Below are 25211 nucleotides of genomic sequence, written 5' to 3'. Positions count from 1 at the left end.
TATTATTAATAGAAACAAGAGGGTTTTCACAATGCGCAAGACATTAACTTCCACCCTGCTACTGGCAACAGCCTGCGGTCTGACGGTGACGGCTCACGCGGCTGAGTGGACCATGGCCACGCCGTACGGTGATGCCAGCTTTCATACCCAAAACACCAAGCAGTTTGCCGACGATGTGGCAGAAGCCACTGATGGCGAGCTAACCATTACCGTGCATAGCGGTGGCTCTCTTGTCGCCCATGGGGAGATCAAACCGTCGGTTCGTCGTGGCACCATTGATGCGGGCGAAGTATTCCTCTCCGTGCTTTCCAATGATGACCCCATTTTCGAAGTGGATACTCTGCCCGGTGTGGCAGGCAGCTATGACGATGCCTACGCGCTGTGGGAAGCCACCAAGCCGATGATCACCGAGTTGTTTGCCTATGAAGGGTTGATTCCGCTCTACGCCGTCACTTGGCCTGCGCAAGGTATCTATACCTCTGAACCTCTTACTGACCCCGAGCAGTTTGAAGGCTTGCGCGTTCGTGCACCTAACATCAATACCCAGCGTTTTGTCGATAACCTGGGCGGTAGCCCCACTGAAACCGAAGAGTCTGATATACCCACTGCGTTTAGCACTGGCCGGGTGGATGCCATGATCACCTCAAGCTCTACCGGCAACTCCATGGCGGCGTGGGATTATGTTACCGATTACACCAACGCTAACCTATGGTTGCCGAAAAACATCGTTTTCATCAGCCAGCGCAGTTTCGATGCCCTGGATGAAGCAACCCAGGAAGCACTGATGGAAGCCGCCGCTGAGGCTGAAAAACGTGGTTGGGAGATGAGCCGCGAAGATAACGACGCCAGCTTGGCTGCACTGCAAGAGAACGGTATTTCAGTTTCTGAGCCAAACGAAGCCGTTTCAGAGGCGCTGCAAGCAGCCGGTGACCAGTTGTTTGAAGATTGGCAGTCCCGTGCTGACGACGAAGCCAAGCAGGCGCTGGAAAACTACCGCGAGCAACGCGACAGCTAATCTCCGGCTTCAATGTCTCTTGCAGGGGCGGGGCAACGTCTCCGTCCCTGCTTTTCCCGTGCGCTTCATGAGGCTGCGAACATGACGTTTAAATTCGACAAACTCTATCGCCTGGGGGCTTGGGGTGCGGCGGCGTGCATGGTGGCCATCTGTGCGCTGATAGCGCTTCAGGTGACTTTCCGCCTAGTAGATGCCCTGCTGGTGCTGGTTGGCTTGAGCCGACTAGGCCTGAGTATTACCGGCGTTTCGGAAATTGCTTCATATCTGTTGGTGGGTGCGACCTTTCTGGGCTTGGCCTACACCTTTGTGCATCACGCCCATATTCGCGTGACGCTGTTGATTACTCGGCTGCCACCGGCAATTCGAGTGTGGTTTGAAGTATTCGGCCTGATTATCGCGCTGGCGATCAGCCTGATGCTCAGTTACGGCTTGGTTGGTTTGGCGCGTGAGAGCATTCAATACAATGATGTGTCTTCAGGATTTGTGTCGATTCCGCTCTGGATTCCCCAGCTTGTACTTGCGACCAGCGTAGGGCTTTTGTGCCTGGCGCTGGCTGAAGCACTGTTCATGGCGATCCGTATTGCCATTCGCGACCCTTCAAGTTTTTGCGAAGCGACGGCCCCAGACGAAAGCGAAGGCCGCTAAATGGCGACCTTCACTCACCTGCCCCCTAAATCGGAGAGCTCCTCGTGCTGCTACTAAGTCTCGCCACCATTTTTACGCTTGTGCTGTTACTGGGGAGCGGGGTATGGATCGCCTTTGCGCTGATTGGTACTGCCTGGATAGCACTCGAGTTCTTCAGCTCGTTTTCACCAGCTTCTATCCTGGCCTCTGATTTCTGGGGGGCAAGCTATGGGTGGGACCTTACCGCGCTACCCATGTTTATCTGGATGGGCGAGATACTCTTTCGGTCGGGGCTCGCCGATAATATGTTCCGCGGCCTGTCGCCCTGGTTAAACCGCCTACCGGGGCGTTTACTGCATACCAATATTATTGGCAGCGGCATGTTTGCAGCGGTGTGCGGCTCTTCGGCTGCCACCTGCGCAACGGTAGGCAAGATGACCCTGCCTGAGCTCGAACGGCGTGGCTACGACAGCAATATGGCGATTGGAACGCTGGCTAGTGCTTCGACGCTAGGGCTGCTGATTCCGCCTTCCATTGTGCTGATTGTTTATGGCGTGGTCACCGAGCAGTCGATCTCCAGACTGTTTATGGCGGGTATTGGCCCAGGCTTGATGATCCTGGCGATGTTCATGAGCTATCTCATTTTGTGGGCGCTATTGAAAGGCAACCGCGAAGGCCTGACCGGTGAAGATGAGTCAGACATGAGTTTTGGCGAAAAGCTGCGCAACACCTGGTCGCTGGTGCCCATTCTGCTGCTGATCGGCGGCATCATCTTCTCGATCTATGGCGGCTTGGCGTCACCCACGGAGGCGGCAGCGGTCGGTGTGGTGCTGTCGATCGTGATTGCCCGCTTCAATGGTCACTTTGACCGCGAGATCTTCAAGAGCTCGCTGTTTGCCGCTGTGCGTACTGCCTGCATGATCGCCTTCATTATTGCGGGGGCGTCTTTCCTGACCTCGGCCATGGGCTTTACTCAGGTACCGATGAAGCTGGCGCAGGCGATTGGTGAAATGGGGCTTTCACCCACCATGCTGCTGATCGCGCTCACCTTGCTGCTGCTGATCATGGGCTGCTTCCTCGACGGTATTTCGCTGATTCTGCTGGTCACGGCGATTATCATGCCGCTGGTGAGTGCCGCAGGGTTTGACCTCATCTGGTTTGGCATCTATCTGGTCATCGTCGTCGAAATGTCGCAGATTACGCCGCCCGTTGGCTTCAACCTGTTCGTGATTCAGGGGCTGACAGGGAAGGATATCCTGACCATTACCAAGGCCACGCTGCCGTTCTTCCTGCTGATGCTGTTGGCGATTGCCTTGATGCATCTCTTTCCCGGCATTGCTCTCTACCTGCCCCAGGCGATGACCCATTAACGGCCACTATCGACCACATTTAACCATCCAGGCGGCTGTCATGCAGGCCTGGATGGTTAACGGGTGCTTCATTGTGGCTGCGCTTCGAGCTAAGCTGAAGAAAAAGCGGGAATAGGTGGCTCCACCCATGCGCACGAGGAATAACGCGACAGAGATATTTCGCCAGTTGGCAGAAGGGATGGGGCATAGTGGAAGTCCTGGCTTTTATGCCACGCTGGTCGAACGATTGGCAAACTTGGTGGGCGTTGACCATGTGCTGGTGGCCGATGTTACTCAGCTGCATCAGGCTGAGACGTTAGCGGTCTGGTCCAATGGGCGTTTGCTTAGCAATGTTACTTATCCGCTGGCGGGGACTCCTTGCGAAACCGCGATAAACAGTGAATTTTGTCTTTATGCGCATGATGTCCAATTGCGCTTTCCAGACGATAAGCTACTTGGCGAACTCGGCGCCGAGAGTTATCTGGGGCGCCCCCTCTACGCTGCCGATGGCGCGCTGATTGGCCTGCTGGCGGTGCTCAAGAACTCTCCTATGCAGTTGGATGAGCTAGCCAATGAAATTTTGCAAATTGCTGCCGCCCAGGCCGGAGCGGAGCTAGGCCGCCAAAAAGCAGAGCAGGCATTAAGAGCAAGCGAAGAAGTCGCACGGGAGAGTGAGCGACGCCTGGATACGCTGCTAAACCACTTGCCTGGCATGGCCTACCGTTGCTTCAATGACCGTGACTGGACCATGCAGGTGGTAAGCCAAGGGGCCGAGGCGCTGACCGGGTACCGCCCGGATGAGTTGCAAGGTAACCGGGTGACCAGCTTCGCCGCGTTGATTCATCCTGATGATCAGGAAAAACTCTTCGACGAGGTGCAGTTGGCCATTGCCAGCAAGCGGCCTTACCGGGTGGTGTATCGGTTAAAGCATCGCGACGGGGGGAGACGTTGGATGTGGGAGCAGGGCCAGGCTGTTATGAATCCTGATGGTGAGATTGTCTGCCTGGAAGGCTTTATCTCGGATGTGACCGACCAGCAAGAGTCGCAACGGGTACAAAACGCCGTGCTTCAGGTTGCCTCGACGGTCACGACGCGGGTGGGTGACGGTTATTTTCAGCAGCTGATTGCCACTCTGGTCGAGGTGCTGGAAGCCGACGCAGGCTTCATTGCACTACTGCATACCTCCCCTCAGGACGAGGAAAAAGAGTATGGCCAGGCAACCACGGTTAGCATGGTGGTCAGTGGCGAACAGCGTGAGCAGCACGCTTTCGCACTGCGCGGCTCGCCTAGCGAGCAGGTGGTGCTGGAGCGTGAAGCGGTGATACATGACGGGCCGCCGCTGCTGTTAGGGGGCACGCAGCTACTGGTCAGGGCATGGATTGGTCGTCGCTTAGATAACGCCAACGGCGAGGCAATTGGCGTGATGATGGTGTTTTACCGCCAACCGCTGACGACTAATGCGTTCGCTACCTCAGTGTTGCAAATCCTTTCTACTGGCGCCGCGGCAGAGCTTGAACGCCGCCGGGACCACCGTCATATGCATCAGTTGGCCTACACGGATAGCACTACCGGGCTACCTAACCGTACCCGCTTCATGGAGCTGTTAGCGCAGATGTGGCAAGAGGCCCACTATACTGGGCAGGGGCTTTCGCTGCTGCTATTGGATATTCGTCGCTTTAAAGAAGTGAATGACCTGCACGGCCACCAAGTAGGTGACCAACTACTGGTATCAGTGGCGGACCGCTTGCAGAAGATCAGCCACGCCTATGGCCCACTGGCGCGTTTATCCGGTGATGAGTTTGCCATGCTGGTGGCCGACGCCGATATCAGAAACATAAATGCTCTCGTCGAGCAGTTGCGCTCAGCTGTGACTCAGCCGCTGCAGCTGGAGCGCCGTGTGTTTAACCTTGATGTCAGCATTGGCTATGCCCGTTATCCCCACGATGTGACGCAAGCGAGTGAGCTGTTCAATGCCACTAGTATTGCGCTTCACCACGCCAAACGCCGCGACAACAGTACCTGCCCCTATACCCAAGCAATGCATCACGCGCTACAGCGCCGCCAGCGGATGACCGAGCGGCTCAGCGTGGCGATCAGCGAAAACCAGTTGGAACTCTACTTTCAGCCCCAGGTAGACCTTGCCAGCGGGCAGCTGACAGGTGCTGAGACTCTCTGCCGCTGGCATGACGCGGAGTGGGGGTGGGTGAGTCCCAGTGAGTTTATTCCTTTGGCCGAAGAGCGTGGCCTGATTCGTGCCCTGGGCGATTGGGTACTGGAGGAGTCTGCCAGGCAACTGATGGCATGGCGCCAACAGTGCGCCATGCCACTGCCCGGCAGGTTGTCGATCAACATTTCCGCTCAGCAGTTCGCCGACCCACAGCTTACCCACCACATTGCGCACCTCACGGCGGGTGTTTCCCCGAGCGCGATTGCGCTGGAACTCACCGAAAGCGATTTTATGCGCGACCCTGATCAGGCGGTGGAGATTACCCACACCATGCGGCAAGCGGGCTATGCACTCTCCATCGACGATTTTGGCACGGGGTATTCGTCACTCTCTTATTTGCGGCGCTTTGCCGCCGACGCGCTGAAAATCGATATCTCCTTTGTGCGTGAAATGCTCGATAATCGCCACGACCGCACCATCGTGCAAACCATTATTGCCATGGCGCAAGCGCTAGAGATGAAAACAGTGGCGGAGGGGGTTGAGACCCACGAGCAAGCAAATCTACTAGCCGAAATGGGCTGTAATGAAGCGCAAGGCTACTGGTTTGGGCGGCCGCTACCGGCCGATGATTTTGCCGCAGCGTGGTTGAACAAGTAGCCACGCAATATCACCGCCAGCGTCATCGTCTTGTCATCACCTTTGGCATACCCTACGCGCCGCCAACCCGCGATGAAAGGAGTGCTCCCATGCGCCTGGCCCTGTTTGATCTTGATGACACCCTCCTGGATGGAGACTGCAGCGACCGCTGGAATTTATGGATGATAGAGCAAGGTTGGATCAGCGATGCCGAGACCTTCATGGCGCGTGCCGAGCAGATGCAGCGGACTTATCATGCGGGCAAGCTAAAGCTCGAAGAGTATCTAGCCATGACCCTGGCGCCGCTGCGCGGGCGCCGGGTAACGGATGTTCAAAAAGAGGTCGAGCGGTTTGTCGCCACGCACCTTCTGCCGCGTATTTTTGAACAAGCCTGGGTCTGCCTGGAAGCGCATCGTAAAGCTGGCGATACCCTGCTGCTGATTTCCGCCTCGTCACGTCATTTGGTCGAGCCGATTGCAACCACCCTGGGCATTGAACATGTGCTGGCGGTAGAGTTAAGCGTGGAGCACGGTATCAATGAAGATGCGCGCTATACCGGCGGCAGTGAGGGAATTTTTTCTTATCGCGGCGGCAAGGTGCTGCGCTTAAAACAGTGGCTGATCGAACAGCAGGTCACCCCTAGTCACACGACTTTCTACTCAGACTCCCGCAACGACCTCCCACTGCTGCAGTATGTGGATTGCCCTGTGGCGGTTAACCCTGATCCGGTACTGGCTGAGGTAGCTAGCGTTGAAGGGTGGCGGCGCTTAGACTGGCGGGCGCCAGCGCCTGTGAGCGCTTCGTCGCCCAACGCTCTGCCAGGAAAATCGGCGCATGTCTGATGCCTACTACCTACAACTGACCGAACAGCTTCGCTCGTTAATCGACATCAACGCCACCCAGTGGGAAGGCAAACTACCCGCTGAACGGGTGCTGGCGGAACGCTTTGCCACCACTCGCGTCACCCTGCGCCAGGCGCTGGCGCAGCTGGAGGGCGAGGGGTTGATCCACCGCAGCAACCGGCGCGGGTGGTTTATTTCCCCCGCCCGCTTGGTCTATGACCCTACCCGAGACGCAGGCTTCAACGACTATGTGCGTGCCCAGGGACGACGGCCACGCACTGCTGTCCTGAAACTGGAAACCTGCTCCCATCTGCCCGCTGCACGCGCGCTGGGCCTGCCGGATGACCAGCCGTTTCACCATATTCGCCGCCGCCGCTATGTGGACGACCGCGCCGTGCTGGTGGAGTCGCTGTGGGTGGTGCCGAATTGTGCCCCGGAATTGCTCGACATCTACGCTGGGCAGTCGCTGTGGGGGCTGTTGCGGGAGCGCTGGGGGCATTACCTGGCCAACCGCTCTATCCGCATGGTGTCTGAAGCGCTATCACCAAGGGATGCCGAAGAGTTGCTGGTAGCGCCAGGCACCGCCGGGTTGAACATTAACCGCGCCATTCTGGACGATCAGCAGCGCCCCATTGAATATGACGAAGAGCATTGGCTGCACGACTCTTTGTGCATCAGCGTGGAGCTATCCGGCCAGCAATGATTGGTGCAGACATCACAACTTAAAAAATCGGTCAAACAAGCGTCATTGCACTGTCATTTAACAACGGCAAACTTCTGGTCTATACCAACCAGCCAGGAGGTCACCATCATGATGCCACGCCGTTTGTTCCCTTCCACGTTACTAGCGAGTGCCGCTGCGCTTGCTTCCACTGTCCTTGCTTCCAATGCGCTGGCCACTGAATTAATGGTGTACACCGCCGTTGAGTCGGATGACCTGCAAAAATACGCTGAACGCTTTAATGCCGCCCACCCGGATATCGAGATTAACTGGGTGCGTGATTCCACCGGGGTGATTACCGCTCGCTTGTTGGCGGAAAAAGATAATCCTCAAGCGGATGTAATTTGGGGATTGGCCGCCACTAGCCTGCTAGTGCTGGAAGAGGAGGGTATGCTGGAGCGTTACGCCCCTGAGGGCGTGGACAACCTCGACCCGAAATTTGTCGATGCCGCCTACCGGGACGGCGAAGACCCGGCATGGGTGGGCATGGACGCCTGGGTAGCGGCCATTTGCTACAACACCATTGAGGGCGAACGCCAGGGCGTGCCGATGCCGACCTCCTGGGAAGATCTGACTAAGCCTGAGTTTGAAGGCCATGTCATTATGCCCAACCCCAACTCGTCGGGTACCGGCTATCTGGATGTGGCCAGCTGGCTGCAGCTGTGGGACGAAGAGCAGGGCTGGGACTATATGGATCGCCTGCATAACAATATTTCCCGCTACACCCATTCGGGTTCCGCGCCCTGCAGCTTGGCAGCCACCGGTGAAACTGTAGTGGGTGTGTCCTTTGCCTTCCGCGGTGCGCGCCTGAAGTCCCAGGGAGCGCCTATTGAGGTCGTCTTCCCAGAAGAGGGCCTGGGCTGGGATATGGAAGCATCCGCGATTGTCGCGGGTACCGACAAGCAGGAAGCTGCGCAAACGCTCATGGATTGGTCAATCTCCCGCGAGGCCAACGAGCTGTATAACGAAGGCTATGCGGTCGTGGCTTATCCCGCTGTTGCCCAGCCCATTGAAAACTATCCCGTCGATATTACTGATCGCATGATCGACGCTGATTTCCAGTGGGCGGCAGTGAACCGCGAGCGTGTGTTGACCGAATGGCAGCGTCGCTACGACGGCAAAACCGAACAATAAGCTGTGATCAGTTGCCCCGGCTCCGGCCGGGGCTTGGAGATGTTATGCCCCCGACAATGACATCGCCGCTATCGGTATCCACAGCGGCGACCCCTCGCGCAACCACCACGCATCTCAGTATTGATGGTGTCAGCAAGCGCTTCGGCAGCTTTACCGCGCTGGATAATATTGCGCTTGAGATTCAAGAAGGCGAGTTTGTCTGTTTTCTAGGGCCCTCGGGCTGCGGCAAAACCACCTTGCTGCGCACGATTGCCGGGCTCACCCGCCAGAGTGCGGGCAGGCTGACTCAGCGTGGGAAGGATATTTCCATGCTTCCACCGCAAGCGCGGGACTTTGGCATTGTATTTCAGTCCTATGCGTTGTTTCCCAACCTGACGGTGTTTAATAACGTGGCTTACGGGCTGCGCAACCGTCGGGTAGAGCGCGCGCGTATTAATGACCGCGTCGCTGAATTACTTGCATTGGTGAACCTAACCGGCAGTGAAGCGAAGTATCCGGCGGCGCTTTCCGGCGGCCAGCAGCAGCGAGTGGCGCTGGCCCGGGCGTTAGCCACAGAGCCAGGCTTGCTGTTGCTTGATGAGCCGCTCTCGGCGCTGGATGCCCGGGTGCGCGGTCATCTGCGCAGCCAAATCAAAGCTTTGCAGGCGCGGTTAGGAGTGACCACCATCATGGTCACCCACGACCAGGAAGAAGCGCTGACCATGGCCGACCGCATTGTGGTGATGAACCACGGTGTGATCGAACAGGTGGGCACCCCGGCCGCGATTTACCATCAGCCCGCCAGTGCGTTCGTGGCTTCCTTTATTGGTAGCATGAACTTCCTGGAAGTGACCGCCCAGGCCAATCGCCAAGCGCTTTTGGGCAACACTCCCTGTGCCTGCCTGCCGCACACTATAGCAGTGGGCCAAGCTGCTCAGCTGGCTATTCGGCCTGAAGCGGTAGCCCTTAGCCTTCAAGCAAGGGCACTTAAGCACCAAGCAGGGGCGCTAAACGGGGAGGTGGTCTCCATCGAGTTTTTAGGCGCCTTTCAACGAGTCACGCTGCGCCTGCCGGAAGATCACCAAACGCTGATAGCCGACGTGCCTAGCCGTGATAGCAGTAAACTTAGCCTGTATGTAGGGCAGTTGCTGGCGATTCACCTGCCTGCTGAGGCCGCCCGACTCTACGCGGCCGGGAGTAGTCAGCAATGATGGCCGAGTCTTTAATAAAAGCGGCGACCAAACCGTCCCTGGAGTCGCTGATCCGCTTGTTGGTGTTACTCGCTGGCGTTGCCTTGCTAGTGGTCGGGCTATTGTTCCCGCTGGTGACCATGCTGCTCAAAAGCCTGCAAGACCGCGCTGGCGATTTTATTGGCTTGGCTAACTTTGCTCACTACTTTCAAACCCCCGCGCTGGTGAATTCGATTGCCAACTCGTTGCGGGTGGCGCTGATGACCACCGGCGTGGTGGTTGGATTGGCGTTTCTATGTGCTTACGGGATCACCCGCACCTGCATGCCGGGCAAACGGTTGTTTAGGATGCTGGCGATTCTGCCCATTCTGGCCCCGTCGCTGCTGCCTGCCATAAGCCTAGTGTACTTATTCGGTAATCAGGGATTTCTGCGCGAGGTGCTGGCAGGTCAGTCGATTTATGGCCCCATCGGTATTGTCATGGGCATGAGCTTCTGGATATTTCCCCACGCGCTAATGCTGCTGACCACTGCGCTGACCAACAGTGATGCGCGGCTCTACGAAGCGGCCGAAGCACTGGGCACCCCCAAGTGGCGTACGTTTTTGACCATTACGCTGCCCGGCGTGCGCTACGGGCTGATTTCCTGCCTGTTTGTGGTGTTTACCCTGGCGATTACCGATTTTGGCGTGCCGAAAATCATCGGCGGCCAGTTCAGTGTGCTGGCCACGGACGTTTACCGCCAGGTGGTTGGGCAGCAGAACTTTCAGATGGGTGCGGTGGTCAGCGTGATTTTGCTGCTGCCAGCGGTGCTCTCGTTTATCGTGGACCGTTGGATACAGCGCCGCCAGGTAGCGCAACTTTCGGCCCGGGCGGTGCCATGGCAGCCTACGCTGAGCCCGCTGCGGGATTGGGTCTTCGCGCTACTCTGCTATGCAGTGGCGGGGGCCATTGTGCTAGTGATCGGCACGGCGGTGTATGCGTCGCTGGTGCAGTTCTGGCCCTACAACTTATCGATCACCTTTGAGCACTATACCTTCCAAGGCATGGCCGACGGCGGCTGGGGGGCATGGTTCAACTCCCTCAAGCTGGCGTTTAGCGTCGCGTTGGTGGGCACCCTGGTGATCTTTTTCAACGCCTGGCTGATCGAAAAGAGCGAAGGCTTTCGCCCGCTGCGCCAGGGGCTGCACTTTATGGCCATGCTGCCCATGGCGGTACCGGGTATGGTATTGGGCCTTGCCTATATCTTCTTTTTCAACCAGGCGGGTAACCCGTTGAACTGGCTGTACGGCACGATGATGCTTTTAGTGCTCAATACCCTGGTGCATTTCTATACGGTCTGTCACCTCACTTCAGTCACCGCGCTCAAGCAACTCGACCCTGAGTTTGAAGCTGTGGGGGCTTCACTTAAAGTGCCGTTCTGGACGACCTTCTACCGGGTGACGTTGCCGGTGTCGCTGCCCGCAGTGCTGGATATCTCGGTTTACCTGTTCGTCAATGCGATGACTACCGTCTCTGCAGTGGTGTTTCTCTATAACAGCGATACCCGGCTGGCCTCAGTGGCGGTGCTGCATCTGGATGAAGCGGGCTACTTTGCCAGCGCGGCGGCCATGGCGGTGCTGATTTTCCTCACTTCACTGGTGGTGAAGTTGCTGCATGCTGCATTGACCCACGTTTTGTTAAATAACGCCCAGCGCTGGCGTCAAGCGACCTAGACGACCGCTGCGCTTGCGATTAAAGTGTTTAAAATATCTGGTATAGACCAAAATGATCAGTCAAATGAATAAAGACGTAAAAGAGCCCTATCTACTGACGCCAGGGCCGCTGACTACCTCTTACGCGACCAAAGCTGCGATGTTGCATGACTGGGGCTCCTGGGATGATGACTTTAATCAAGTCACTGCCGACGTGCGCACTCAACTGCTGGCCATGGCACAAGCGGCGAGCAACGAGTACGCCTGCGTGCCCATGCAGGGTAGCGGCACTTTCGCCGTGGAGAGCGCGCTGGCTTGCGCCACCGATCCGGACGGCAAAGTGTTGGTGCTGACGAATGGTGCCTACGGCAAGCGTGCGGCGCAGTTGCTTCAGATGATGGGCCGTCGCTACGTGACGCTGGATAAGGGCGACTATCTGCCGCCCCAGCCCAATGAGGTGGCGGCGTTGCTTCAGCAGGACCCAGAGATTACGGCGGTATTTCTGGTGCACTGCGAAACCAGCTCCGGCATCTTGAATCCGCTGGAGGCCATCGCCGAGGTGGTGCACGCCAGAGGCAAAACGCTGATCGTGGATGCGATGAGTTCTTTTGGCGGCATCCCCATTAGTCTTTCAAAAACGCCCATCGACGTGCTGGTCTCTTCGGCCAACAAGTGTATTGAGGGCGTGCCGGGCTTTGGTTTTGTGATTATTCATAAAGCGCTGCTTGAAGCAGGCAAGGGGCGCGCCCACTCGCTGAGCCTGGATCTGCACGCCCAGTGGGCGTATATGGAACGCACCGGCCAGTGGCGCTTTACCCCGCCGACCCATACCGTGGTGGCCTTTCAGGCCGCGCTAGCCCAACACCGGGAAGAGGGCGGGGTATCGGGGCGCTGCGCGCGCTATACCCGCAATCGTGATGCGTTGGTAAACGGCATGCGAGCGCTAGGCTTCAGCACGCTGTTAGAAGACGAGTGGCTATCGCCGATCATCACCACCTTTTTAAGCCCCGCTGACCCAGCGTTTGAGTTTAACGCTTTCTACGCGGCGCTAAAGGCGCGCGGGTTTTTGATCTACCCCGGCAAGCTGACCGAAGTGGAGAGTTTTCGTATCGGCTGCATTGGCCAGCTAGGCACCACGGTGATCGCGGAACTGCTAAGCGCCATTCAAAACACACTTGCCGAGATGGGCGTTAGCCTTTTTCCAGGCCTATCTTCACAATCAGGGAGCGCCTAATGCAGTATCAATCTCCCCAATGCTTGCAAGCGGTTATCTGTGACTGGGCAGGCACGCTGGTCGACTTTGGCTCCTTTGCGCCGACCCAGATCTTCGTCGAAGCGTTTGCTGAGCTGGGCGTGGCGATTAGCCTGGAAGAAGCTCGCGGCCCCATGGGTATGGGTAAGTGGGATCATATTCGGACACTCTGCAACCATCCGGACATCGCCGAACGCTTTGTTCAGGCGGTAGGCCACGCGCCTGCTGATGACGATGTAACGGCGCTTTACGAGCGCTTTATGCCGCTGCAGATTGCCAAAATTGCCGACCACTCGGCGGTGATTCCCGGCGCGCTCGACACCTTAACTACGCTGCGCGCCCAGGGGCTGAAAATCGGTTCCTGCTCCGGCTACCCGGCGGTGGTAATGGAAAAAGTGGTGGCCTTGGCCATCGACAATGGTCTGCAAGTCGATCACGTAGTAGCCACCGATGAGGTGCCCAATGGTCGCCCGCATCCTGCTCAGGCGCTGGCCAATGTGGTTGCCCTAGGCGTTAGCGATGTGGCGGCCTGCGTGAAAGTGGACGACACCACGCCGGGCATTCTTGAAGGGCGCAGTGCGGGGATGTGGACAGTGGCGCTTACCTGTTCGGGCAATGCGCTGGGGTTAACCTTTGAGCAGTATCAGGCGCTAAGCGATGCCGAGCGCGAAGCCTCTCACGATCAGGTGAGCGCCCAGTTTGCTCCCTCAGGGCCGCACTACTGCATTCCGACCATTGCCGAGCTGCCCAACGTAATAGATGACATTAATGCTCGCCTTCAACAAGGAGAGCGTCCTTGAGCCCAGCCGCGCTTGCGCTAGTGCTGGTGTCGGTGTGTATGCACGCCGGATGGAATGTGTTGGGCAAACGCAATGCGCCTTCGCTGTCTTCCTTTACCCTTGCCTACGGCGCGGGTGGGTTGGTGATGCTCCCGCTGGTGTTGCTTGGGCCCTCACTCGCGGCGTTACCAAATTCCTTTTGGGGCTGGCTGGCACTCTCTGGACTATGTCAGATGCTCTATATGGGCGGCTTGGCCTGGGCCTATGCACGTGGGGAGGTGAGCGTGCTTTATCCCATCGCCCGGGCACTTCCGGTGGTGCTGGTGCCTCTGGTCTCCATCGCGCTGCTGGGCAGCCACGTGTTGGATGCCTGGGACGGTCTGGGAATGGCATTGGTCGTGGCTGGTGCGCTCTGCCTGCCGCTTAGTCATTCGCAGGCGCGCAGGTTGTCGACCTATCTAACACCGGCCATGGGGTTTGCGTTGCTGGCGGCGGCGGGGACGGTGGGTTATTCGCTGATCGATAAACAGGCGCTGGGGCTGATGCAGGGGGCAGGGCACAGCGGGTTAACCGCCGGGGCGGTGTTTATGGTGCTGCAGGCGGTGATGACGCTGACCTGGGCAATACCGCTGCTGGCGCTGTTGCCCGCAGAGCGCCGCCGCCTGCCCGCGCTTCGTCGGCAGGGCCTGCCCATGCTAGTCGCCACTGGCCTGATGATGACCTGCACCTACGGTCTCGTGCTCATGGCCATGGCGCTCACCGATGAAGTGAGCTACGTGGTCGCACTGCGTCAGCTCTCAATTCCGGTGGGCGTCTTGATGGGCGTACTATGGCTAAAAGAGCCTGCTTCCAGGGCAAAAGCCATTGGCACGTTGGTGATGTTGGCGGGGTTGATCATAGTGGCATTGTAAGCAGCACCACCTTTTTAGGCCGCTTCACTCTAATGCGCCCCTGGGTTAGAGTGCCTGCCAAACCAAGTTGATACCCACCAAGAACATGGCCAGGATAACTAAGCGGTAAAACAGCTTTTCATTGACTCGGCTTTGCAGCCAAAGGCCGTTACGCACGCCGATCCAGGCCACTGGCACTAGCAGCAGCGAGGCCCAGGCACTGGTCATATTAACTTCGCCAAGCCACACATATGGGCCCAGTTTGATGGTGTTGACTACTGCGTAAGTGATCGTGCAGGTGGCAATAAAGGTCTCTTTGGAGAGCTTGCGCGGCATTAGATACATGTTCATTGGCGGCGCGCCCGCGTGGGCAATAAAGCTGGTAAACCCACAAACGCTGGCCGCAGGCAGCGCCCAACGGCTGGAAATCGGCTTTTTAGCGACAGGTTTTAGCAGCATATAAGCGGCGAACACGACGGATAGAATTCCCAATGCCAAGCGCACGCCTTGCTCGCTCAAGCTGCCAAATAGCACTGTTCCCACCGCCACGCCGATGAACAAGCCTGGCACAAAGCGCCACACTTCCGCATTCGACTGCTTGCCCCACCACGCCTTCACCGCAAACACGTCCATCACCAGCAGCAGCGGAAGCAGTAGCCCTGCCGCTTGGGTTGGGCTAATCGCTAGTGCCATTAACGGCACCGAGAGTGTTCCGAAACCACCTGCAAAGCCGCCTTTTGATACGCCGGTTAGATAAACGGAAAACACGATCAACAGCCAGGCAATGACGGAGTAGTCGGGGAGCATACGATTCTCTCTGATAATAGAGGTCAACAAAAAGCCCCGCAGAGGCGGGGCACAACAGCATAGCATTAGATAAAAGTTAGCGGGCGAAGTGAGTAGTGACGCTGCGCGCGCCATTAAATGGTTCTGATCACAAAATAATCAGCGTCGCGAGCCCCAAGAACGAGAGAAAGCCCACTACATCCGTTACGGTGGTGAGAATTACCGCGCCCGAGAGGGCGGGGTCAATTTGTAAGCGTTTCAGCACTAAAGGTATGAGGACACCAGAAAGGTTGGCGAGACTCATATTGATAAAAATCGCCAGCGTGATGACAAGCGTAATCAGTGGGTCGCTAAACCACAGGTAGGAAATGCCGCCGACCACCAGCGCCCATACCAAACCGTTACTCATCCCTACCCATAGCTCCTTATTATACAGCCAGCGTTTATTGTTACCGGCAAGCTGGCCAAGCGCCAGGCCGCGTATGACCACCGTTAAGGTTTGGCTACCTGCAATTCCGCCCATGCTGGCGACCACGGGCATAAGAATGGCGAGTGCTACGATTTGATCCAGCACGGCTTCAAACTGCCCGATCACAAAGGCGGCCAAAAAGGCGGTCAGTAGATTAATACCCAGCCAAATACCGCGACTTTTCGCGCTGCGCGCAATAGGGGTAAACACTTCCTCTTCGTCGCTAACACCGGACATATGTTTCAACGTCAGGTCAGCATCATCTTGGGTGATTTCTAATACGTCGGCAGCGTTTAGCTGGCCGACCAATAATCCATCGCTATCACACACCGGCACAAAGTGGAGCTCTTTTGAGCGCAATAACGCAGCGGCGTCGCTCACTTTCATTTGATCGTTTAGGGTGAAAAAATCATCCATATACTCATCAACCACGGCTTCCTGTGGTTGTTTAATCAAATCAATCAGGGTCAGGGTGCCGAGTAAACGTTTCTCCTTGTCGGTAATCATGATTTGCTGCGACTCATCGTCGAGCAGGTGATGAATTCGGATATAGCGTTGTACGGCCTCTAATGCCACGCCTTGTTTTACATTGACCGTCTCGGGGTCCATGTATCGACCCACCACATCATCTTCATAGGCATGAAGATTCTCAACCTGGGCGCGTATCTCCTGATCCAGGCTGGCATAGACGGTGGTTTTTATCTCTTCGTCGGCAACATCGAGAACTTCGGCGACTTCCTGGGCATCCAGACCTCTGACGATCTGTTCAACATCGCTGGCAGAAAGATCCTCAATATAGTCAGCGCGAATATCCTCATCGACTTCTGCTAGGACTTCACCAAGTACATCGTCTGGAATGTAGTCCCAAAGTAAAACACGTGTTTTAGCGGGGAACGACTCAAGCGTGCGCGCAATCGCTAATATATCGAGCTCTGTGAATAGCTCTTTGAGGGCAGAGGTATCTTCTTCATCTAATAACTTTTGCAGATACAGCAGTTGCTCCTCGGTGTTGGTATATTTTTCCTCATCGCGCATAGAGTCCATCCTTATAAAAACGCATTTTTAACACAATCACTTGAAAACTCGTGATGGCTCACCTTGGATCTTATCGACAGGCTGAGTTGAAAGCCATGTGGCCGCGGCGGGAATGGCCGCGTCTTCTTAGTGTTGGGTAGCAAAGGCGACGCGCGTGCCATACCGCATGCGCTGCTTGGCGGAGACCGGTGGTGTGCTATTGCCGATCATTTCATCGGTGGTATCGGCCCAGGTGACGGTGCCGTGGGTATAACCTAACGGTGCCAGCGCCCGGCTAACCCACTGGGTACCGCTAAAACGCTGTGCTTCGCCGTTGGCATCAACCAGCAGGCCGATGGAATCATGGTGATGCAAGCGCACGATATACCAACCCATATCGAGTCCATGTAACTCGACTTCAGGGAGCGGCGCAGGGAGTTGCTTAACGTCGGTAAGCGTGAGGTAGGCAGGAAGAATAGCAGACATGGCGAACCTCATTAGCAGGAACCTTATACGCCGAGTCTAATTTCTGTTATTCATTTGTACAGCTATTTAAGCGCGGATGTGAGGGGACCGCCTGGAAGCGCCTTTTAAGCTACCGGCCAGACGGGCAGTTGATCGGATTAGATGGGGTTAGCTATTCGCTAGCCATTCCGAAACAGAAAGCTGTAAGCATTGAGTGCTGGCACGCCGCCCAGGTGGGCGTAGAGTACTTTTGAACCTGCTGGGAATTCACCGTTGCGCACCATATCAATCATGCCGTGCATGGATTTACCTTCGTAAACCGGGTCGGTGAGTACACCTTCGAGGCGGGCACATAGGCGAATGGCTTCCAGCGTGCCTTCGTTGGGCAGGCCGTACTCGGGGCCGCCGAAGCGGGTGTCCAAAATGACATCGTCATCGCTAATGCCGCCTTCCAATTCCAACAACTCGGCCGTATTGCGGGCGATGCGCAAGATCTGGTCACGGGTTTGCTCCGGCTTGGCAGAGGCGTCAATGCCAATCACTCGCTGGGCGCGACCATCGGCGGCAAACCCCACTACCATGCCCGCCTGGGTGCTGCCGGTGACCGAGCACACCACGATATAGTCAAACGTGAAGCCGAGCTCTTTCTCCTGCTGACGTACCTCTTCGGCAAAACCTACAAAGCCTAAGCCGCCGTAAGGGTGTTCGGAGCAGCCAGCGGGAATCGGAAACGGTTTGCCACCGCGTTGGCGAACATCCTCCATCGCCTGCTCCCAGCTGGGGCGAATGCCGATATCGAACCCCGCGTCATCCAAGCGTACATCGGCGCCCATGATGCGCGACATCTCGATATTGCCCACCCGGTCATACACCGCATCGGAGTAGTTAACCCAGTTCTCCTGCACCAGTACGCACTGCATGCCCAAGTGAGCGGCGACAGCAGCGACCTGCCGGGTCTGGTTGGATTGAATACCGCCAATCGATACCAACGTATCGCAGCCCTGTTCCAGCGCCTCAGGAATCAAGTACTCCAGCTTACGGGTCTTGTTGCCACCAAAGGCCAGGCCACTATTGCAGTCTTCACGTTTGGCGTAGAGCTCTACTTCACCGCCTAAATGTTCGCTTAGCCGCTTGAGCGGCGTAATGGGAGAGGGGCCAAAGGTGAGTGGGTAACGTGGGAAGCGTTCGAGGTTCATAGCAATCTCCAGCTTTAAAACATTGGGTGCGATATAGGGTGGCTAAAGTTGTTGTGAACAATTGGCGTGCTCTCTGCTATTTATAGTAAGTGTTAGCTATGATTTTTGTGTTGCAAAGTTGGCTGGTTTAAAGCAATAAAAGTTGCTAAGACATTTTTTTTGTGGGCTTAAATAGTGTTTATAGATGAATAAGGTAAATAATAGTGCGCTCAAAAACCTCCCGTTCACGCCCTGAGCCTGATGATCAGGCGGCTGAACTAGACCGAACAGATCGGCGTATCCTTAAACTGCTTCAGGACGACGCGACGCTCTCCAATGTTGCGCTGGCAGAGCAGGTGAGCTTGAGCCCGGCGGCGTGCTTACGCAGGGTGGAAAGGCTCAAGCGGGATGGGGTAATCAGCAGGGTGGTGGCGCATTTAGACCCGGAGCAGCTACAGGCAGGTATGGTGGTATTGATTGGCGTGGTGCTGGATCGCTCGACGCCGGAATCCTTTGCCGCCTTTGAAGAGGCGGCCCAGAAGGTTTCTGGTTGTATGGAGTGTCACGTAGTAACAGGGGAGTTTGATTATTTTATGCTGGTGCGCACGCGGGACAGCCAGAGTTTCAACAAATTGCACGCCGAGCAGCTGCTCTACCTGCCCGGCGTGCGCCAGATCCGCTCGTTTATGGGACTGCGGCAGGTGGTCTCGACCCATAAGGTGCTGGTTTAGTCGTGTGTTAAGGCGAAGAGGAGGGCTCTGGCCGGGTGGCCAGCCAAACGGCAACCAGCATCAGGAGAACGATCACCCCCCAGCGTGTCCAGCCGGGGCCGAGTGACCAAGCAGTGATCAGCGCGCTCAACGCTATCATGCTAACGGCCGCCAACTTAGCACGTCGGGGTATGGCGCGTTCTTGTTCCCAGATAACCAGCAGTGGCCCGACATAGTGGCGGGAGCGGATCCAGGCTTCAAAGCGCGGTGAGCCTTTGGAGGCACAGTAAACAGCCATTAGCATAAACACGGTGGTCGGCAGTAGGGGCAGAAAAATACCTAATACACCGATGCTAAAACTCACTCCTGCCAGCATTACCCACATGAGGCTGATCAGTCTCATTCCTGCTCCCCAATTGGCACACAGTGATGCCTATATTGCCCGTTACGTATGGATAAGTATGGACTTATATGAGGGCTTTGCCACTCGATTCGTTGGCTGCTGAAAGGTGTCTTAAGGCGCCAGGGCAAGCAGGGGCTTGCCGTGGGTGCCGCCCTCAATGTGCTGCAGCTCGGCCGCGTAAATCTTCGCAATGGTCGCGGGGTTGAGCACTTGGTTGGGTAGGCCATGGTCAATACGCTGCCCTTGATTCAGCAGCCATACCCGGTCAGCGTAGGTGCTGGCGAGATTCAGGTCGTGAAGCACGCAAACAATGGCCATGTGGTGCTGCGTGGCCCAGCTGCGTAGTTGGCGCATCAGACGCTGCTGCTGGCCGATATCCAGTGCGCTGGTCGGTTCGTCCAGCAGTAAAATACCGCCCTCCTTGGCAGTGGGAGAACACCTTGAAAGTAGCTGGCAGGCGCCTCGGGCGATCATCACCCGCTGGCGTTCGCCGCCGGAAAGCGAGAGCACGCTGCGCTTGGCGAGGTGGGTTAAATCCAGGTCGTTAAGTAGCGCTGCGACCAGTGATTTAGCCGGGTTACTGCCTAGACTCAACAGCTCATCGGTTTGCCAGTCAAAACCGGGCAACTCTTGCTGGGCGACCAGCGCCCGCCGGTTGGCAAGCTCGGTGATGGGCCATGCGCGCAAGGGTTTGCCATCCAGATGTAGCTCGCCCTGTTCGGCGCTGCGAAAGCCCGACAGCATACTGAGCAGCGTGCTCTTGCCCGCACCGTTGGGGCCAACAATGGCAAGCAGCTCGCCGGGTCGAATCGTGCCGTCTAGTGGGGCGATAGCGGGAGTGTTAGTCAAACCAGCCTGATGGAGCGTTAGCATGCTCGGTTCCTGCGCATCAGTAGGTACAGGAAATAGGGGCCGCCGAGCAGGCTAGTCAGCAGACCCACGGGGATTTCTGCCGGGGCAGCGACGGTGCGAGCTAGCGTATCAGCAACGACCAGCAGCAACGCGCCGCCGAGCATTGAGGCGGGCAGCAGCAGCCGATGGCCAGGTCCTAACCAAAGCCGCAGGCAATGGGGTACCAGCAGGCCCAAAAAGCCAATGACGCCGGTAAGCGCCACACAGATTCCTACTCCCAATGAGGTCGCGATCACCACCCGGCGTTTTAAATGGCTTGCATCCAGCCCCGCCGCATGCGCAGTCGCTTCGCCTAGCTGGAGCAGGTCGAGTTCACGAGCGCTACGCATTAACAGCCACAGGGCAGCGGCAATCAGTACCAGGGCGAGCGCCGTGGTGCGCCACAGGGCGTTAGTCAGCGTACCCATGCCCCATAAACTAAGCTGGCGTAGCTGCTCATCGCTGGCGATAAAGGCTAAAACCCCGCCGCCAGCCCCGGCTAGGGTGTTGATGGCCAAACCAGCCAGTAGCAGGGTCATGACCGCCGCACTGCCGCCGCCCTGGCGCTTGGCAATGCCAAAGACAATCAAACAGACGCACAAAGCCCCCAGAAAGCCTGCCGCGAACTGACCGTAAAGGCTACCTGCGCCGCTGTCTTGAAAGAGCACGATCCACACTGCTACGAAAAGCCCGGCACCACTGGCAAGGCCGAGCAGGGTGGGATCGGCCAGCGGGTTACGAAACAGCCCCTGCATGGCGGCGCCGCTACCGGCAAGCATCGCCCCCACCGCTACACCCAGCAGTAAGCGCGGCAGGCGCAACTGCCACCAAACTTGCACACTGAACGGGTCTTCCTGGCCGCGGAGTACTTCCCAGGGCGAGATACCCAGCGCGCCAGAGGCGGCCGCCCAGACTAAGGCCAGCAACAGCGCAGCGGTTAATCCTGCGAGCACGCGGGTTGTGCGGTTAACTGGAATCAGCATGCGATAGCGGTAGGCATTAAGTAGTGCAATCATGGGCTTATCAGAGCAGTGGCGGTTATGCCTAATAGAGCTTCGACGTCCTGACGCAAGGTGAGCAATTGATCAGGGGCACGAGGGCCAAAGCCCAGCAGCGCTTGGTCGTTAATCACGATAAATTGCCGTGCGCGGCCTGCGGGTGTTAACGCCATGCCGGGCAGTTGCCATAGTGCCGCTTCACCGCCCATTGCCGCCAAGCCCCGTTCCGAGACAACCACAATCTCCGGTGCCTGCCGAGCCAGGGCTTCGGCGCCCACGCTGTGGTAGCCTTGCATCTCGGCGAAGGCATTTGCCAGGCCCACCGCTTCGAGCGCGGTATGCGCTGCCGTGTCGCTGCCTGCCGCCCGGGGTGTTAAGCCGCTATGCTGCATGATAAACATGGCGCGAGTGGGGGGTAGAGCGGGCAGGCTAGCTAGCCGGTCAAGTTTGGCGTTCAACGCATTTGCCAAGGCCTCTGCCGCGTCGCGACGGTCAGTTACTTGTCCGACGGCGCGGACTTTATCGGCAATCGCATTAAGGTTGGGCGGGGCGCTGATGAGCTCTACGCTGACACCGACAGCCCCCAACTGCTCAAGCACTTCCTTGGGGCCTGCGTGCCCGGCGGCTAACACCTGGTCAGGTTTAACCGACAGGATGCTTTCAGCGGAGAGCTGGCGCAGATAACCCACCGAGGGCAGCGCCGCCATAGCCGTTGGATACACCACCGTGTCATCCCGAGCAATGACATTAATGTCGGCCTCCAGGGCGGCAACGGTTTCAGCGATATCGCCGCCCAGCACCACCCAACGCTCGTCAGCATGGGCCAAAGGTGTGCCAGCCAGTAGCCATCCCAATACAGCTATCCCCAACAATCGCGTCTTTATATAGTAGGAGGTCATGCCACCGCCTCTTGGCTGCCGAGCTTACCCAGTAGTTGCCGCCACTCGCGACGTTCCACGCGGCCTTCCTGACGCTCCGCGTAAAGTTGCAGCACTAACGAACCTTCGGCATCGAAGGCTTCAATGCTGGTCACGCCGCCGTCGCGGTTGGGTTTGCTGACTTGCCACACTTGGTCGATAGCGGTGTCATTCAGGTGCAGGGTGAACTGCTCGCCAAACAAGTTGAGCCAGCCGCGTGCGCGTTGCGGGGTGGGTAATTTACCGGTGCGGATTTGCACGCAGCCGGGGCTGGCGACAAACAGCATCAACGGCAGCGCGCGGAGGCTGGCGTACTGGAGCGCTGTTTCCAGCGCCTGCACAGGCAGCGAGCGGGTATAGCGGCCTTCCATCAGTTGGTTGGCCTCAATGCGCTCCAGGTGATGACGCTGGAGGAGGGCAAAGAACTGGTGCGCGTCGCGCATCGCGCCCCACTCGCTAGCGAGGGTTGGCGCTTCGGGCAGCGGGCGCTTTAGGCGGGGCATGCTCTGGGTAAACGCTGGCGTGTCCCGAGTGCCCAAGGCCGCTAAGGCACCCCAGGGGCGCGGCAGGGGATTCTCCAGGGCAAAGCATTTGTGAACGGCGCAGCCGTGCTGGTTGAATATCTGTAGGCTCCAGCGCCACTGCGCTTCTTCCACGCTGGTGTCAGGCATAGGATCACGAATCAGGCAGGCCCAGTGCCAGTGAGTGTAGAGCAAGCGTAGATCCAGGCCACCTGGGTCGAGTAACAGGCCTGTTTGTGGCCCGCCGCCAAGTTCAGGGTAATCGCCGGTCTGCTCTAACACGGCCAGCCGGGAGCGAGTCAACGCCTTCACCCGCCCCAGTTGGGGCAGGTAGGCGGCGATATCGCTGGGCGAGAGCGGCAGCGTCCAAACGTCGCGCCCTAACCGGGCGGCCTGCAGCTCGCCTTCGCTGATCGATAAGCGCTCGGCTATCTCAATCGCAGGTAGCCGCGGCTGCGCGCAGCGTGCCGCGTCAAAGGCTTCGATAATCGCGATCTGTTGGGATGGAATCATGATGCACCTCTATCGGGTTGACTGTATGGATTTACCACTGCCAGTTAAGGGTGGCGAAAAGGCTGCGCCCATCGCCCAGACTGCCGTCGGGGCGGTACCATACCTTGTCGCCAACATTGGCAAGGCGCAGCGAGGTATCCACGGCCGGGGTGAGTTGCCAGGCGAGATGCACATCGTGTAGGCCGTAACCGGGAAGGCGCTCGTCATCGCCCTGCTTATCGAAAGATTGGGCAAAGCGTGCTTGCCAGCCCAGGCGGATATCGCTGCTGTACAGCGCCACCTCGCTACCCAAAGTGGCTTCCAGGGGTGTTTGACTGCCCAGGGGCTCGCCAGAATCACGGTCTTTGCCGGAGACTTCCGAAAGACCCACAAAGCTGGTGAGCAACGGGAAGGCGCTGGGTTGCCAGGTCACCCGAGCGTCAAAGCCCCATAGCTGGGCGCGCTGAACATTTACCGCCTGGGTGGTGCCCGCCATAATGTCGACGTGGGTGTCGATAAAATCGTCGGCGCGGGTGTCGAAGTAGCTGGCACGAACCTGCCAGTCGCCCTGATGCCAGACCACGCCGCTTTCCCAGGTGTGGCTGGATTCAGGCGAGAGGTTGGGATTGGGAATCCAGTAATTGTCCGGCGTGCAGAAGGCTGGCCCGGCGCAGAAACCGGCAAAGTGGCGCTCGTTGGCGTAAAGTTCAGAAAGGCTGGGGGCTCGGAAGGCTTCGGCGTAGCCGGAGAACAGCATCAGGGCATCGTCGGGTCGCCAAGCGAGGCGAAAACGCGGTGACACTTGGTCGTGGACACTATCGGCTTCATTACCGCTGGCGTCGTAACGGTCGTAGCGGGCTCCCAAGCCAATATCAAACTGCCCAGCCCCACCATCGGCTAGATAGCTGCCAGCGGTAAGGGTGGTGTCGAGATAGGCGGCCTGGGTGTCGATATCGGCGTTGGGGAAGCCATTCGCTTCGCCATCTGGCCGTTGGCGTGCTTGCTCCAATTCGGCGCCGAACACCAGTGTTTGCGAGAGCCAGCCGTGATCCATAGTGTGGAAGCCGTCGCTCTGGAGACCGACCCGCTCTAGGGTGCGGTTGGCCTGGGGCTCGTCGATATCCTGCTGACTAAAGGTAAGCTGCGAAGTGACTTCCGTGGCCGCGCTGGGTTGCCAGCGGTGGCCCAACTGGACGTTGTTGCTTTCCACATCGCGGTCGCGCAGCGGATTGCTGGCATCGGTGGAAAGCTGCTGTGGGTTGGCGGGCTGGGTGGCGCGTTCGTCGTAGTGCTGCCAGCTCATAAACAGCCGCTGGTCGTCGCTTGGCTCCCAACCACCTTTTAGCAGCAGGCTATTGAGCGTGGCATCCTCTTCGGCTTCATCGCCCCCGGCGCGGCGAATATCGCCGGATTCACTGCGACCAATTGAAAACAGGCCATCCACCTGGCCATTGGCGGTATCGCGGCGGCCAAAGGCGGTTAGGCTGCCGCGCAGTTCATCGCTGGCGGTCGCACCGCCTACGGAAAGGCGTACACCACTATCTTTGCCGGGGGCCAGCAGGTCATTGGCATCCACACTGGTGAAACTAACCACGCCGCCCATGGCATTGCTGCCGTAAAGGCTGGAGAGTGCGCCGCGCGCTATCTGTACTTCTTGAATCAAACCAGGGTCGAGGAAGAAGTTGCCGATGTGGCCGGTGGAGATATCCTGGCGAACGCCATCCAAACGTACCAGGACCCCTTTGCTGCCAAAGCCGCGCATACTCAACGTTTGGCCATTTCGGCGCCCTTGGCCCGCCACGTGCAGGCCGGGTTGGCGGCTAAGCACGTCTTCGACCCGGCTGGCGGTGGTCAGCACAACATCATCGCGATCAATAATATCGATAATTAGCGGCGCCTGTGAAAGATCCGTAGGCGCTCGGGTGCCGGTGACCGTCACTGGGTTAAGCTCGGCGTCGTCTGCTTGGGCGGCTAGCAGTGGGAGCAGCGTTAAACAGAGGCCACCGAAAGCGCGTGTGTGGTTCATAAGCCAGAGAGTTCCAACAGGAATAAGTGGAAGAGGTCGCTGGCTGGGTGCGATGGGCTACCTGGCTGGCTTTGC

General features: G+C 57.8%; 22 protein-coding genes and 1 pseudogene. 13 read left to right on the top strand and 10 right to left on the bottom strand.

Annotated features, from left to right (window positions below):
• The first annotated feature begins 31 nt into the window (after positions 1-31).
• From HZS80_RS06775 to HZS80_RS06720, 12 genes are all read left to right on the top strand, one after another.
• Complete coding sequence (locus tag HZS80_RS06775; RefSeq protein ID WP_035560634.1) at positions 32-1015, top strand: TRAP transporter substrate-binding protein; 984 nt, start codon at positions 32-34, stop codon at positions 1013-1015.
• Between the two features lie 81 nt (positions 1016-1096).
• Entirely contained in the window at positions 1097-1660 is a 564-nt protein-coding gene (locus tag HZS80_RS06770; RefSeq protein ID WP_179915561.1) for a TRAP transporter small permease, read from the top strand.
• Between the two features lie 44 nt (positions 1661-1704).
• The gene (locus HZS80_RS06765) at positions 1705-3009 is read left to right on the top strand and encodes a TRAP transporter large permease (RefSeq protein WP_035560640.1); all 1305 of its coding nucleotides are present in this window, start codon (positions 1705-1707) and stop codon (positions 3007-3009) included.
• Between the two features lie 127 nt (positions 3010-3136).
• Positions 3137-5812 (top strand): EAL domain-containing protein, encoded by a 2676-nt coding sequence (locus HZS80_RS06760; protein ID WP_179915560.1) that lies wholly within the window; start codon positions 3137-3139, stop codon positions 5810-5812.
• Positions 5813-5901: 89 nt separating this feature from the next.
• On the top strand, positions 5902-6633 hold the full coding sequence (locus HZS80_RS06755; protein ID WP_035560645.1) for an HAD family hydrolase: 732 nt from the start codon (positions 5902-5904) through the stop codon (positions 6631-6633).
• Positions 6626-7336, top strand: a complete 711-nt coding sequence (locus tag HZS80_RS06750) for a UTRA domain-containing protein (RefSeq protein ID WP_035560648.1) — start codon at positions 6626-6628, stop codon at positions 7334-7336. The genes HZS80_RS06755 and HZS80_RS06750 overlap by 8 nt, the downstream gene beginning before the upstream one ends.
• Positions 7337-7444: 108 nt before the next feature.
• Complete coding sequence (locus HZS80_RS06745; protein WP_179915559.1) at positions 7445-8488, top strand: putative 2-aminoethylphosphonate ABC transporter substrate-binding protein; 1044 nt, start codon at positions 7445-7447, stop codon at positions 8486-8488.
• A 44-nt stretch (positions 8489-8532) separates the two neighbouring features.
• Entirely contained in the window at positions 8533-9678 is a 1146-nt protein-coding gene (locus HZS80_RS06740; RefSeq protein WP_035560652.1) for a putative 2-aminoethylphosphonate ABC transporter ATP-binding protein, read from the top strand.
• Positions 9675-11369 carry a putative 2-aminoethylphosphonate ABC transporter permease subunit gene (locus HZS80_RS06735; RefSeq protein ID WP_035560655.1) on the top strand — a complete coding sequence of 565 codons (1695 nt, stop codon included), beginning with the start codon at positions 9675-9677 and terminating at the stop codon, positions 11367-11369. The genes HZS80_RS06740 and HZS80_RS06735 overlap by 4 nt, the downstream gene beginning before the upstream one ends.
• Before the next feature lie 64 nt (positions 11370-11433).
• Positions 11434-12582 (top strand): 2-aminoethylphosphonate--pyruvate transaminase, encoded by a 1149-nt coding sequence (locus tag HZS80_RS06730; RefSeq protein ID WP_179915558.1) that lies wholly within the window; start codon positions 11434-11436, stop codon positions 12580-12582.
• The gene (gene phnX, locus HZS80_RS06725; protein ID WP_179915557.1) at positions 12582-13400 is read left to right on the top strand and encodes a phosphonoacetaldehyde hydrolase; all 819 of its coding nucleotides are present in this window, start codon (positions 12582-12584) and stop codon (positions 13398-13400) included. The genes HZS80_RS06730 and phnX overlap by 1 nt, the downstream gene beginning before the upstream one ends.
• Complete coding sequence (locus HZS80_RS06720) at positions 13397-14290, top strand: EamA family transporter (RefSeq protein ID WP_035560666.1); 894 nt, start codon at positions 13397-13399, stop codon at positions 14288-14290. The genes phnX and HZS80_RS06720 overlap by 4 nt, the downstream gene beginning before the upstream one ends.
• Positions 14291-14335: 45 nt before the next feature.
• On the opposite strand, the gene HZS80_RS06715 is transcribed toward HZS80_RS06720, so the two are convergent.
• The 4 genes from HZS80_RS06715 to HZS80_RS06700 all read right to left on the bottom strand — a co-directional run bounded on the left by HZS80_RS06715 (position 14336) and on the right by HZS80_RS06700 (position 18199).
• Positions 14336-15076, bottom strand: a complete 741-nt coding sequence (locus HZS80_RS06715; protein ID WP_179915556.1) for a sulfite exporter TauE/SafE family protein — start codon at positions 15074-15076, stop codon at positions 14336-14338.
• A gap of 127 nt (positions 15077-15203) precedes the next feature.
• Positions 15204-16559, bottom strand: a complete 1356-nt coding sequence (gene mgtE / locus HZS80_RS06710; protein WP_179915555.1) for a magnesium transporter — start codon at positions 16557-16559, stop codon at positions 15204-15206.
• Positions 16560-16685: 126 nt separating this feature from the next.
• Positions 16686-17024: a DUF6482 family protein gene (locus tag HZS80_RS06705; protein WP_179915554.1), complete on the bottom strand. Its 339-nt coding sequence runs from the start codon at positions 17022-17024 to the stop codon at positions 16686-16688.
• Between the two features lie 158 nt (positions 17025-17182).
• Complete coding sequence (locus HZS80_RS06700; protein WP_179915553.1) at positions 17183-18199, bottom strand: 1-aminocyclopropane-1-carboxylate deaminase; 1017 nt, start codon at positions 18197-18199, stop codon at positions 17183-17185.
• Positions 18200-18402: 203 nt separating this feature from the next.
• Between HZS80_RS06700 and HZS80_RS23960 the strand changes: the two genes are divergently transcribed.
• The gene (locus HZS80_RS23960; RefSeq protein WP_179915552.1) at positions 18403-18909 is read left to right on the top strand and encodes an Lrp/AsnC family transcriptional regulator; all 507 of its coding nucleotides are present in this window, start codon (positions 18403-18405) and stop codon (positions 18907-18909) included.
• Between the two features lie 7 nt (positions 18910-18916).
• On the opposite strand, the gene HZS80_RS06690 is transcribed toward HZS80_RS23960, so the two are convergent.
• From HZS80_RS06690 to HZS80_RS06665, 6 genes and pseudogenes are all read right to left on the bottom strand, one after another.
• Positions 18917-19291, bottom strand: coding sequence for a YbaN family protein (locus HZS80_RS06690; protein ID WP_179915551.1), 375 nt, complete (start codon positions 19289-19291; stop codon positions 18917-18919).
• Positions 19292-19402: 111 nt separating this feature from the next.
• Positions 19403-20104 (bottom strand): annotated as a pseudogene (locus HZS80_RS06685) (ATP-binding cassette domain-containing protein); the annotation flags it as partial.
• Positions 20105-20157: 53 nt separating this feature from the next.
• Positions 20158-21198, bottom strand: coding sequence for a FecCD family ABC transporter permease (locus tag HZS80_RS06680; RefSeq protein WP_179915549.1), 1041 nt, complete (start codon positions 21196-21198; stop codon positions 20158-20160).
• A complete protein-coding gene (locus HZS80_RS06675) occupies positions 21195-22079 on the bottom strand; it encodes a heme/hemin ABC transporter substrate-binding protein (RefSeq protein WP_179915548.1) in 885 nt (294 codons plus the stop codon). Before HZS80_RS06675 ends, HZS80_RS06680 begins: the two co-directional genes overlap by 4 nt.
• Complete coding sequence (locus tag HZS80_RS06670; protein ID WP_179915547.1) at positions 22076-23131, bottom strand: ChuX/HutX family heme-like substrate-binding protein; 1056 nt, start codon at positions 23129-23131, stop codon at positions 22076-22078. Before HZS80_RS06670 ends, HZS80_RS06675 begins: the two co-directional genes overlap by 4 nt.
• A 31-nt stretch (positions 23132-23162) precedes the next feature.
• Positions 23163-25136 carry a TonB-dependent receptor domain-containing protein gene (locus HZS80_RS06665; protein WP_179915546.1) on the bottom strand — a complete coding sequence of 658 codons (1974 nt, stop codon included), beginning with the start codon at positions 25134-25136 and terminating at the stop codon, positions 23163-23165.
• Positions 25137-25211: the final 75 nt, after the last annotated feature.

Origin of the sequence: Vreelandella glaciei, assembly GCF_013415125.1 — a bacterium.
Classification (GTDB): domain Bacteria; phylum Pseudomonadota; class Gammaproteobacteria; order Pseudomonadales; family Halomonadaceae; genus Vreelandella; species Vreelandella glaciei.
This window is presented reverse-complemented; position numbering and strand designations above follow the sequence as displayed.

Coding starts and splice junctions, on each gene's coding strand:
- HZS80_RS06770 (WP_179915561.1), top strand. CDS start 1,097: ATGACGTTTAAATTCGACAAACTCTATCGCCTGGGGGCTTGGGGTGCG.
- HZS80_RS06670 (WP_179915547.1), bottom strand. CDS start 23,131: ATGATTCCATCCCAACAGATCGCGATTATCGAAGCCTTTGACGCGGCA.
- HZS80_RS06750 (WP_035560648.1), top strand. CDS start 6,626: ATGTCTGATGCCTACTACCTACAACTGACCGAACAGCTTCGCTCGTTA.
- HZS80_RS06760 (WP_179915560.1), top strand. CDS start 3,137: ATGCGCACGAGGAATAACGCGACAGAGATATTTCGCCAGTTGGCAGAA.
- HZS80_RS06730 (WP_179915558.1), top strand. CDS start 11,434: ATGAATAAAGACGTAAAAGAGCCCTATCTACTGACGCCAGGGCCGCTG.
- HZS80_RS06715 (WP_179915556.1), bottom strand. CDS start 15,076: ATGCTCCCCGACTACTCCGTCATTGCCTGGCTGTTGATCGTGTTTTCC.
- HZS80_RS06665 (WP_179915546.1), bottom strand. CDS start 25,136: ATGAACCACACACGCGCTTTCGGTGGCCTCTGTTTAACGCTGCTCCCA.
- HZS80_RS06745 (WP_179915559.1), top strand. CDS start 7,445: ATGATGCCACGCCGTTTGTTCCCTTCCACGTTACTAGCGAGTGCCGCT.
- HZS80_RS06675 (WP_179915548.1), bottom strand. CDS start 22,079: ATGACCTCCTACTATATAAAGACGCGATTGTTGGGGATAGCTGTATTG.
- HZS80_RS06740 (WP_035560652.1), top strand. CDS start 8,533: ATGCCCCCGACAATGACATCGCCGCTATCGGTATCCACAGCGGCGACC.
- HZS80_RS06700 (WP_179915553.1), bottom strand. CDS start 18,199: ATGAACCTCGAACGCTTCCCACGTTACCCACTCACCTTTGGCCCCTCT.
- HZS80_RS06735 (WP_035560655.1), top strand. CDS start 9,675: ATGATGGCCGAGTCTTTAATAAAAGCGGCGACCAAACCGTCCCTGGAG.
- HZS80_RS06690 (WP_179915551.1), bottom strand. CDS start 19,291: ATGAGACTGATCAGCCTCATGTGGGTAATGCTGGCAGGAGTGAGTTTT.
- phnX (WP_179915557.1), top strand. CDS start 12,582: ATGCAGTATCAATCTCCCCAATGCTTGCAAGCGGTTATCTGTGACTGG.
- mgtE (WP_179915555.1), bottom strand. CDS start 16,559: ATGCGCGATGAGGAAAAATATACCAACACCGAGGAGCAACTGCTGTAT.
- HZS80_RS06680 (WP_179915549.1), bottom strand. CDS start 21,198: ATGATTGCACTACTTAATGCCTACCGCTATCGCATGCTGATTCCAGTT.
- HZS80_RS06705 (WP_179915554.1), bottom strand. CDS start 17,024: ATGTCTGCTATTCTTCCTGCCTACCTCACGCTTACCGACGTTAAGCAA.
- HZS80_RS06755 (WP_035560645.1), top strand. CDS start 5,902: ATGCGCCTGGCCCTGTTTGATCTTGATGACACCCTCCTGGATGGAGAC.
- HZS80_RS06775 (WP_035560634.1), top strand. CDS start 32: ATGCGCAAGACATTAACTTCCACCCTGCTACTGGCAACAGCCTGCGGT.